At 58.8% G+C, this 7,344-nt stretch carries 8 protein-coding genes; 3 read left to right on the forward strand and 5 right to left on the reverse strand.

Annotated features, from left to right (window positions below; translation table 11 throughout):
• Positions 1–2 precede the first annotated feature (2 nt).
• On the forward strand, positions 3–368 hold the full coding sequence (locus tag IGW03_RS32105; protein ID WP_194726528.1) for a response regulator: 366 nt from the start codon (positions 3–5) through the stop codon (positions 366–368).
• Positions 369–514: 146 nt separating this feature from the next.
• Here the strand turns inward: IGW03_RS32105 and IGW03_RS32110 are convergent, their stop codons facing one another.
• Both IGW03_RS32110 and IGW03_RS32115 read right to left on the reverse strand, forming a co-directional pair.
• Positions 515–871, reverse strand: coding sequence for a hypothetical protein (locus tag IGW03_RS32110; RefSeq protein WP_194726529.1), 357 nt, complete (start codon positions 869–871; stop codon positions 515–517).
• Positions 858–1,673, reverse strand: a complete 816-nt coding sequence (locus tag IGW03_RS32115; RefSeq protein WP_194726530.1) for a GNAT family N-acetyltransferase — start codon at positions 1,671–1,673, stop codon at positions 858–860. Before IGW03_RS32115 ends, IGW03_RS32110 begins: the two co-directional genes overlap by 14 nt.
• 127 nt (positions 1,674–1,800) lie before the next feature.
• Between IGW03_RS32115 and IGW03_RS32120 the strand changes: the two genes are divergently transcribed.
• Positions 1,801–2,871 (forward strand): M14 family zinc carboxypeptidase, encoded by a 1,071-nt coding sequence (locus IGW03_RS32120; RefSeq protein ID WP_228536225.1) that lies wholly within the window; start codon positions 1,801–1,803, stop codon positions 2,869–2,871.
• Positions 2,838–3,668 (forward strand): alpha/beta fold hydrolase, encoded by an 831-nt coding sequence (locus IGW03_RS32125; RefSeq protein WP_228536226.1) that lies wholly within the window; start codon positions 2,838–2,840, stop codon positions 3,666–3,668. Before IGW03_RS32120 ends, IGW03_RS32125 begins: the two co-directional genes overlap by 34 nt.
• A gap of 89 nt (positions 3,669–3,757) precedes the next feature.
• On the opposite strand, the gene IGW03_RS32130 is transcribed toward IGW03_RS32125, so the two are convergent.
• From IGW03_RS32130 to IGW03_RS32140, 3 genes are all read right to left on the reverse strand, one after another.
• A complete protein-coding gene (locus tag IGW03_RS32130; protein WP_194726532.1) occupies positions 3,758–4,165 on the reverse strand; it encodes a hypothetical protein in 408 nt (135 codons plus the stop codon).
• Positions 4,166–4,245: 80 nt separating this feature from the next.
• Complete coding sequence (locus tag IGW03_RS32135; RefSeq protein ID WP_194726533.1) at positions 4,246–4,452, reverse strand: CPCC family cysteine-rich protein; 207 nt, start codon at positions 4,450–4,452, stop codon at positions 4,246–4,248.
• The coding region (locus IGW03_RS32140) for an RHS repeat-associated core domain-containing protein (RefSeq protein WP_194726534.1) at positions 4,449–7,344 on the reverse strand (2,896 nt) is incomplete at its 5' end. The genes IGW03_RS32135 and IGW03_RS32140, both read right to left, overlap by 4 nt.

Below are 7,344 nucleotides of genomic sequence, written 5' to 3' on the forward strand. Positions count from 1 at the left end.
AAATGGCAAAGGTTCTCGTTGTAGATGATTCAAGCACCGTGCGCGACGAAGTCGCCGGCTTCCTGAAGAAGAACGGACTGGAAGTCGCCACCGCCATCGACGGCAAGGATGGCTTGTCAAAGGTAAAGGCCTACCCCGGCGTCCGCCTGGTGGTCTGCGATGTCAACATGCCCAATATGGACGGCCTGACCATGGTGGAAAAGGTTCGCAATGAACTGGGCAACAAGAGCGTCAACATCGTGATGCTGACCACGGAAAGCAGCCCGGCGATGAAGGAGCGCGGCAAGGCGGCCGGCGTGAAGGGCTGGATCGTGAAGCCGTTCAAGGGCGAGGCGGTGCTGGATACCTTCCGCAAGCTGGCAAGCTGAAGCGCGAAGCAAGCTTATGACGCAGTAAGGCGGCATCGCAATGCAAGCCGATGCCGCCTTACCGCGATATACGGTTCGCCGAACCGATCGAGCCGACCTGCCTGCAAGTGCATGGGCCGACTGCAGCGCTGCCTGCAGCTTTTACTTCAGTCTTTCACGTCCGCTTTATCATCCGTTGCAGGACGAGTAGCACCTACGCATGCTTCAAGCGCCCCTTTCGCTTCCAGATAGTTTGCCCGATGCAAGAGGCAGCTCGCTTCGCGCTGCTTCAATTCTTCTTCCGCCAGTCCCGGAATCGTCAGCGCGGTAAGGCAGGCTGCATATTCCTGCATCGCCTGCCACATTGCCGCCGTCAGCAGTTCGACACCGGGCATTCCGGACGGAAGCTTGTCTCCATGTTTTCCAGGAAATGCCGCAGCGGGTTGAAGTGTCGCCGCGGCATCCTGCTTGATTAACTTCATTTGCATACTTTGTAACGCTGGTAATGATTCAATGCGACTCAACGCAAATTCTTTGCGCCTGCGACGGCATGTAACGACGCGCATAGCGGCTGTCGAGATTCGACAAAGGCAAGAGCACGAGCAGATCGGCGCAATGGAAGTCGGCATCCCATGCCGGCTCGCCGCAGACCCATGCGCCGCTGCGGAGATAACCCTTGAGCAGTGGCGGCAGCATGCCCTCGGCGAGCCGTCTTTCTTGCTGCATCGGTTGCATCTGCCGAGACTTCTGCATGGGGAAGGGAAGATGTGGATGTACCCGGTATTCCGTCGGCGCGTAGTGCCGGCTGGCGGCCAGCTGCTGATACACCGCCGTCGCATTCGTGCCGCCGTCGGTCAGGCTGATGCTGGCGCAGCCGATCAGGTACTCGCAGTGATGGCGACGCATGTACTCCGCAAGGCCGGCCCAGAGCAGCATGATGACGGCACCGGAGCGATACCCCGGATGAATGCAGGCGCGCCCCGCCTCCACCATCCTGCCGCGCAGGTGTTGCAGTCGGTCGAGCTCGAACTCACTTTCGCAATACAGCCGGCCGATCCGGTTCGCTCCTGCAGGACGCAGCACGCGATAGGTACCGACCACCTGCAGGTTCGAAGCATCACGCACGATCAGATGATCGCAGTACGGATCGAACTCGTCCTGATCAAGCCGGCTCGGATTCACGAGTGTACGCAGTCCCGCATCTTCGATGAAAACCCGGTAGCGCAGGCGCTGCACCTCCTTCACTTCTTCCGGAGTGCTGGCGATGCTCAATGAGAGGCCGGGCGTTTTTGTGCCGGGAGCGTCAAGCGTATTCAGTTGCTGCATCGGATGTCCTTTCACTGGAACAACACCAGACTAAACACCGAATGCTTCACTCGTATTACGGACCTGTGTCAGTTTCGTGACCGCGCAAAGTTGTCATATTCGGGCCGGCCTAGACTGTGAATTTGGCATGCTGCATCGGCAAGATGCACAGATGGAGAACGGCTTCATGCGCGCAACGGTCCTGCAGGAAATGGAGATATTGGAAAACATCATCGAACGAGGCCGCGCCGCGCTGTCGGTTCGTACCGTGTGTTCCGTCGACAGCGACGGCAAATGCCTGCCCGTCTACGGCATTGCACTCGGCTCCGACCGTCCCGACGTGCCGGTGGTGGGCTTCTTCGGCGGCGTTCACGGACTGGAGAACATCGGCACGCAGGTCGTGCTTGCCTATCTGAACAGCCTCGTGGAGCGCCTGAAATGGGATGCGACGCTGCATGAGCAGCTTGCATCCGTGCGCTTGGTATTCATGCCGCTGGTCAATCCGGGCGGCATGGCGCGGCGCACACGCAGCAATCCGCGCGGCGTCGACCTGATGCGCAACGCGCCTGTGCAATCCGAACAGAAGGTGCCTTTCCTCTTGGGCGGCCAGCGTATCAGCCGGCATCTGCCCTGGTATCGCGGCGATGCCGTAATGGAAGCAGAAAGCGAAGCGATGTGCCGCTTCGTCAATGACGAGTTCTTCGGACGCCGTTTCAGCATCGCGCTTGATTGCCATTCCGGCTTCGGTTCGCGCGACCGCATCTGGTTTCCGTGTGCCTGCAGCAAGACGCCGATTCCGCACCTGCCGGAACTCTCGGCCCTGCATGAACTGTTTTGCCGCAGCTACCCGCATCATGATTACCTCTTCGAACCGCAAAGCAGGCAATACATGACGCACGGCGACCTGTGGGACCATCTCTACCTGCAGGCTCAGCACCGGCATGCGGAACAGGTTTTCCTGCCCCTTACGCTGGAAATGGGATCATGGCGCTGGATCAGGAAATATCCAATGCAGCTCTTCAGCAAGGCAGGATTTTTCAACCCTTTTCCCGTTCACAGGCTGCAGCGGGTTTTGCGGCGCCATCTTGTCTGGCTAGAGTTTCTGACGTTGGCCGCGCGCGGATGGCAGCAGTGGCTGCCGGTCGGCGCCGCACGCGATACTTTTGACGCACGCGCACGGACGCAATGGTATGGCGGATACGATGGAGCCGGCGCGTGAGCAGTTGGGTTTTCCTACGCGGATTGATACGCGAAAGCCGGCATTGGGGAGATTTTCCATCTGCTTTCCAGCGACGTTTTTCCGACGCGCAGATCTTCACGCCCGATCTTCCGGGCAACGGTGTATTGAACGACATGCCCAGTCCATTGACGATCGATGCCATGGTCGACCATGCCAGAACGTGGCTCGCAGCCCGGGAGCATCGTCGACCGGTGTATCTGCTTGGCCTGTCGATGGGCGGCATGCTTGCCGTGCGCTTGGCGCAGCGCTATCCGGCGGAGCTTGCAGGATGTGTGCTGATCAACAGCAGCCTTCGGAACTTCAGCCCGTTCTACCATCGGCTGCAGTGGCGCAGTTACGGAACGCTGCTGCGCATCCTGATGAGCCGGAACGATGCCGTGGCAAGCGAACAGTTGGTATGGGAAATGACGAGCAGCAGGCGGCCGATTGAACCGGAGATATTAAGGCAGTGGATCGCCTGCCGGCGTGCGCGGCCGGTGAGCATGATCAACGCCGTGCGCAAAGTGATTGCAGCAAGCCGGTGCAGGGCAGGGGACCGTGCGCCCAAGGTGCCGTTGCTGGTACTGGCCTTGGATCATGATCGGCTGGTGTCGCCCAACTGTTCAAGACGTATCGCGGAAGCATGGAATGCTCGGTTGTGCATGCATCCCCATGCGGGGCATGATCTTGCGCTTGATGATGGGGAGTGGATTGCGGAAACGACAGGGAATTGGGTAGAGGGATTAGGGAACGATAATTTCCTGATTGAGGTCGGTGTGCCGACCAATTATCCGTAGGCGCGTTATATCGACATGCCCCCAATGTGTAAAAAGTTAAATCATAAGAGTCCATTATTGATGTCTGCTCGTCTTTTCCTTATTTACTTTTACGAGATCCCTAGACTCTTTATCCAATCTTCATGGTATCGCCGTTGTTCCTCAACCGTACCAATCTGATCGGGTGTCGCCTCACCAAAAATATCAACAATGTCTTGGCGCCGCGCCTGCAAGCCGTGTTTCGTAACATATATTTTTCGTCCCATCGCCATTTGCATCATCATTTGAGACGGGTAGGCGTCCCGACGAGCCACATTGCAAAGTAAAAACCATCCATGTTTCTCAAGTTCAAGGCGTAACTTTAACAAAGCATCAAATAAGGTAGTGCCTGTTTCAGTTAGATTGCCGATTTCCTTACTCGATATGTTGACTTCTGCCAGTCTTGACAATGTATAGCTTAATTTTCCTATGAGTTGTCCATGAACCTTATTTAAAATATTAATCAAAATGATTTCCATGTTGACTCAATTTTAATAAAGCGAATTTTTCACAAAATTTCTGCAAAACTGAAACAAGCGTCATACGTTAAAGAGATCGACTAAAGATCAGTTTTCCTTGCCAACCATTTGGCTCTAGCTGCATTAAGACTTTCCTGATTTGCTCCTCCCGCGTAATCTGGATCTTTAGATTGAACAGGGTCGTCTTCCCATCCGCAGTTCTCACATATTTCGTAGCTTCCTGGCTCGTCTATAGTTCGATAGCCACAGCAAGGGCAAGGGTGAAACACATTATCAATATGGCTCATTGTCTGCTCCAGTAACCGATTCCATCCTTCGGTCTAAACATAGTTTTCGGCGCACCATTTGCTCCTTTTACTAAGAACGTATTCGTACTCTGATCATAAATCAAGGTATCTTTGTCGCGCATCTTGACGAGCGCGTTCGTGGGCGGGTTGTTCACATAAGAATGAGCAGCATCGACGTACTGTTTGGAATTATGCAGTTCTGGAAATTCATCTTTGTGTTTGTTCCAGTGGCCGTAGGCATTTTCAACTGGAGACAGTTTTTTGGTGGAGGACCAAATGGGAGCCGTTTTTGCTGTTGGGCAGACACAGCTAAGACCGAGTGGATCAATCCAGCTAACTGGATTAGCCGCATACTGATACAGGTTGATCCCGCCCAGCAGCTCGATCGGATCCTGCCCGACAAACCGCCCGCAGTCCGGATCGAAATACCGGAACCGATTGTAATGCAGCCCCGTCTCGGCATCATGGTACTGCCCCTGGAACCGCAGCGGCTGCATTTCCTCGAAGGCCGCTTGCCGCGCCCATTCTTCGCTTTCTTCAAACCCCTGCGGCATCTCCACCCGCAGCACATTCCCCCACGCCCGGTAGCTCGCCGCCCAGCGCAATTGCCCCTGCTCATCCGTCATCTCCCTCGGCGTACCCAGATGATCGGTATGGATGTGCAGTACCTGTGCTTGCTGTTTGGCTTGTTCGGCCTCATCGTCGGGCTTGCATATCCGGCTCACCTGCGTAATCGGCACGAACGATTCCGGCTGGTACAGATACGTCCTCGCATAGCTGCCCCGCACCTCTTCCAGCAGCCGGTTGCCATCCCATACGAAGTGCGTGATACCGAACGCATCCTGCTTGTACAGCCGCCGCCCGAACGGGTCGTAGCCGTAGGTCACCGTCTGTGTCGTCGGTGTATCCGTATGCGCCTGCCGAGTCGTAGTGGCCCTGACCAGCTGATGCTCGCCGTTCCACTGCAGCGCCATCCCGGTATGCCGGCCGATCTTCTTGCAGGTCAAGTCGCCGTGCACATCGTAGGCATAGCGCTTGTCCTCGAACACGGTGACGCGGTTGTGCTCGATGCGTCCGCCCTGATCCGGCAGCGTCTCGTCCAGCAGGTTGTGCGCCGGGTCGAAGGCGAATCGTTCCTGCACGTTCGGATGCACCGCCGACAGGATGCGGCCGAGCGCATCGTAGTGGTAGGCGGTACGGCCCAGACGGGCGTCGTCGATGGCAATCAGCTCGCCGGTCCGGTCATAGTCGTAGCGTCTTGCAATGAGCCTGTTGTCGACTTCCGGCTTGTCCAGTGCCTGCCATGCGCGGCGCTGCCGGGCCAAATTGCCGCCGACCTGCTGACCGCTCAGCCGGCCCAGCTTGTCGTACTGGAACAGGCTGTGCAGGGCGCCCTGGCTGCGCCCGACCTCGCGGTGCAGCCCGTCGCGCTCGATGTCGCAGATGACCTGTCCGTCGAGGTTGATCTGGTGCAGGTGGCCAGAGCCGTAGAACAGCTGGTTGAGCCTGCGGCCGTCGGGCAATCTGGTCTGGATGCGGTTGCCCAGCGCATCGTAGGCATGCGCGATGCGGCTGGCATGATGGCGGCCGGTGACCGTCTCGCCGATCAGCTGGCCGACGGCGTCGTATTCCAGTTCCACCTCGGCCTGCGCATTGCCGGCCTGCACCAGGCGGCCCAGCTTGTCGTAGCGGTAGCGGGTGCGCAGCTGCTCGGCCATCGCCGGACCGGTGATGCGCGAGACCAGCTTTTCCACCAGCCGGCCGGCGGCATCGCGCTCGTAGCGGGTATCGATGCGGGCATCGGCATGGCGCTGCCGGCTTGCACCGGCCGGGCTGCCGTGTTCTTCCCTGGCAATCGGCAAGCCGGCGGCGTCATAGCGGTAGCGGGTCAGCCGGCCGTCGAAGCCGATTTCCTCGTGCAGGCGATCGAGTGCATCGTAGGCAAACGCATACACCGCGCCGTTCTCGTTGACCAGCCGCGCCAGCCGCCTTGCCTTGTCGTAGCGGTATTGCAGCGTGTGGCCCAGCGCATCGGTGCGGGTTTGCGGCAGGCCGTCGGCTTCCAGCGCATAGGCGGTGCGGCGGCCGGCGGCATCAATGTGCGCCACCAGGCGCCCGGCGCAGTCGTACTCGAGCCGTTCCTCGCTGCCATCGGGATGGACGGTGGCAATCAATCGGCCTGCGGCGTCATGGCGGTATGACGTGGTTTGGCCGAGGGCATCGGTGACGCCGGTCAGCTGGCTGAAGGCATCGTAGATGTAGCGGGTAATCTGGCCGGAACAGTCGGTATGGCGGATGACCTGGCCGGCATCGTTGTAGACAAGCTGGCGGCTGCGGCCGGCGGCATCGGTGATGACGGTCGGCAAGCCGTGCGCACCATAACGGTAGGCGGTACGCTGGCCCAGCGCATCGGTGATGCTGGCAATGTTCCCCAGCTCGTCATGGCGAAAGGCGGCGATGCCGCCCATGGCATCGGTAATCAGTGCCGGCTTGCCGTGCTGCGGGTCGTAGGCGATTTTCGTCGTTGCGCCGTCGGGCTGCTCGATGGCGATGAGGCGGCCGCGGGCATCATGCCGGTAGCGGCTGGTCCTTCCTGCCGCATCGGTCACCGCCACCGGATGGCCGTGCCGGTTATGCGTGATGGAGCTTGTGCCGCCAGCCGCATCGGTCTGGCCGGTCAGGCGCTGCTTGCTGTCGTAGCGATAAGACTGCGTCCTGCCGAGCTGGTCGGTGACGCGGGTTTCGCCGGGCAGATAGCTGAATGCGAGTTCATGGCCGGCATTGGTCCAGTGCCGAACCACCTTGCCGCCCGGATGATCTTCGCTGTAGGCATACTCGGCCACCAGAGCGCCCGGCGTCGCATGGCGCACCAGCATGTGGTTGCGGTAGGCA

This window comes from Noviherbaspirillum malthae, assembly GCF_015352985.1.
Taxonomy (GTDB): domain Bacteria; phylum Pseudomonadota; class Gammaproteobacteria; order Burkholderiales; family Burkholderiaceae_D; genus Noviherbaspirillum; species Noviherbaspirillum malthae.